The sequence below is a fragment of the Streptomyces albipurpureus genome, from assembly GCF_023701525.1.
GTDB lineage: Bacteria > Actinomycetota > Actinomycetes > Streptomycetales > Streptomycetaceae > Streptomyces > Streptomyces albipurpureus.
Genome location: NZ_JAMQAW010000052.1, coordinates 178,090 through 179,846 on the forward strand (window position 1 = coordinate 178,090; position 1,757 = coordinate 179,846).

At 67.6% G+C, this 1,757-nt stretch carries 2 protein-coding genes and 2 pseudogenes; all 4 read left to right on the top strand.

Annotated features, from left to right (window positions below):
* A pseudogene (locus NBG84_RS32820) lies at window positions 1-719 on the top strand (hypothetical protein); the annotation flags it as partial.
* 9 nt (window positions 720-728) lie between these two features.
* A complete protein-coding gene (locus tag NBG84_RS32825) occupies window positions 729-1,142 on the top strand; it encodes a roadblock/LC7 domain-containing protein (protein WP_142214992.1) in 414 nt (137 codons plus the stop codon).
* A gap of 141 nt (window positions 1,143-1,283) precedes the next feature.
* On the top strand, window positions 1,284-1,682 hold the full coding sequence (locus NBG84_RS32830; protein ID WP_250923327.1) for a DUF742 domain-containing protein: 399 nt from the start codon (window positions 1,284-1,286) through the stop codon (window positions 1,680-1,682).
* A pseudogene (locus tag NBG84_RS32835) lies at window positions 1,663-1,757 on the top strand (ATP-binding protein); the annotation flags it as partial. The gene NBG84_RS32830 and the pseudogene NBG84_RS32835, both read left to right, overlap by 20 nt.

Genomic DNA, 1,757 nt, shown 5'->3' on the forward strand with positions numbered 1-1,757 from the left:
ACCCGACCTCCACCGGACAGTTCCCCCGACCGGACTTCGGCGCACCCCAACACCAGGACCCGACCTCCACCGGACAGTTCCCCCGACCGGACTTCGGCGCACCGCAGCCGCCGGTACCGGGTCAGGCCCCGGTACCGCCCGGTTTCGAGGCGGATGCGGCCCTACCGCTGCCGCCGGCCCTGCCGCCGCAGCCACAGCACGAGGCGCTGCCGCCGGCCGGGCCCGGCGATGGGCGGACACCACTGTTCGACACCCTGGAAACGGACTGGTTCCACACCCAGGGCAGGACCCGGAACGGCCTTCCGGCCGAGCCGGTGGACACCCGGGCGCCGAGTGCGTCGCGGAACACCGCGAACCGCTCAGTACCGCCGATGCCGCAGCGCTCGACCGCGGATCATGCCGCTGGACCGAGCGCCAACGGCAACGGCTGGCGCCCCTCCCCCAATGACGAGTTGGTGCGTCAGGCCGAGCGGCTCAAAAAGCCGACCGCGGGCGGCGTCACCACCTCAGGTCTCCCGCGTCGTGTCCCACGGGCCAATCTGGTCGCGGGTACGGCACAGGAGCAGAGCACCCAGAGCGGTCCGCAGGTTTCGCGCGCGCCGGACGATGTGCGCGGCCGGCTGACCAACCTTCGCCGAGGCATTCAACAAGGTCGTCAACAGAACGACTCAACGACCGGTAGCTTCAACCTCGGCCCCACTCACCCGCAGGAGCGTTAGTTGAGCCCGATGAGCCAGGCGGCGCAGAATCTGAACTGGTTGATCACCAACTTTGTGGACAACACCCCTGGGGTGTCCCACACGGTGGTGGTCTCCGCCGATGGACTCCTGCTGGCGATGTCCGAAGGTTTCCCGCGCGATCGGGCAGACCAACTGGCCGCGGTCGCCTCCGGGCTGACCTCCCTCACCGCAGGAGCATCAAGAATTTTCGAAGGAGGCCCGGTCAGCCAGACCGTGGTCGAGATGGAGCGTGGCTTTCTCTTCCTGATGTCCGTCTCCGATGGCTCATCGCTGGCCGTACTGGCCCACCCCGAGTGCGATATCGGTCTGGTGGGTTATGAGATGGCCCTGTTGGTCGACCGCGCGGGCAGTGTTCTCACTCCCGACCTCCGCGCCGAGCTCCAGGGAAGCCTCTTGCACTGATCCGTATGCTTCCGATCCCGCCCCTTCTACGCATCTGTGTCAGATAGCGCTCCAAGCGCCGTCACTGTCAGGTCGACCAACCGGCTCCCCCACCGGCCCGCTCAGACGGCACCAACCCTTGCTGTCCCGCCCGGAGGACTCATGACCCCGCCAACTGCCTCTCACGATCCGTACGGCTCAGATGCCTACGGATACGAGGGCGACCAGCCGCTGGTGCGTCCGTATGCCATGACCGGTGGCCGGACCCGGCCGCGATACCAGCTCGCCATCGAGGCGCTGGTCAGCACAACGGCAGATCCCGCGCTCCTTGCCGGGCTGCTGCCCGAGCACCAGCGGATCTGCCACTTGTGCCGTGAGGTCAAGTCAGTGGCAGAGGTGTCGGCCCTGCTGTCCATGCCTCTCGGTGTCGCCCGGATTCTCGTGGCCGACCTTGCCGAGGCGGGGATGGTGGCCATTCACCAGCCAGGCAACGGAGACGCCGGCGGAGCGCCGGATGTGACACTGCTCGAAAGGGTGCTCAGTGGACTTCGCAAGCTCTAGCGGCGGAGCGGCCCGCTCAACCACCAGCGCGAAAATCGTGGTGGCGGGCGGATTCGGCGTGGGCAAGACCACGTT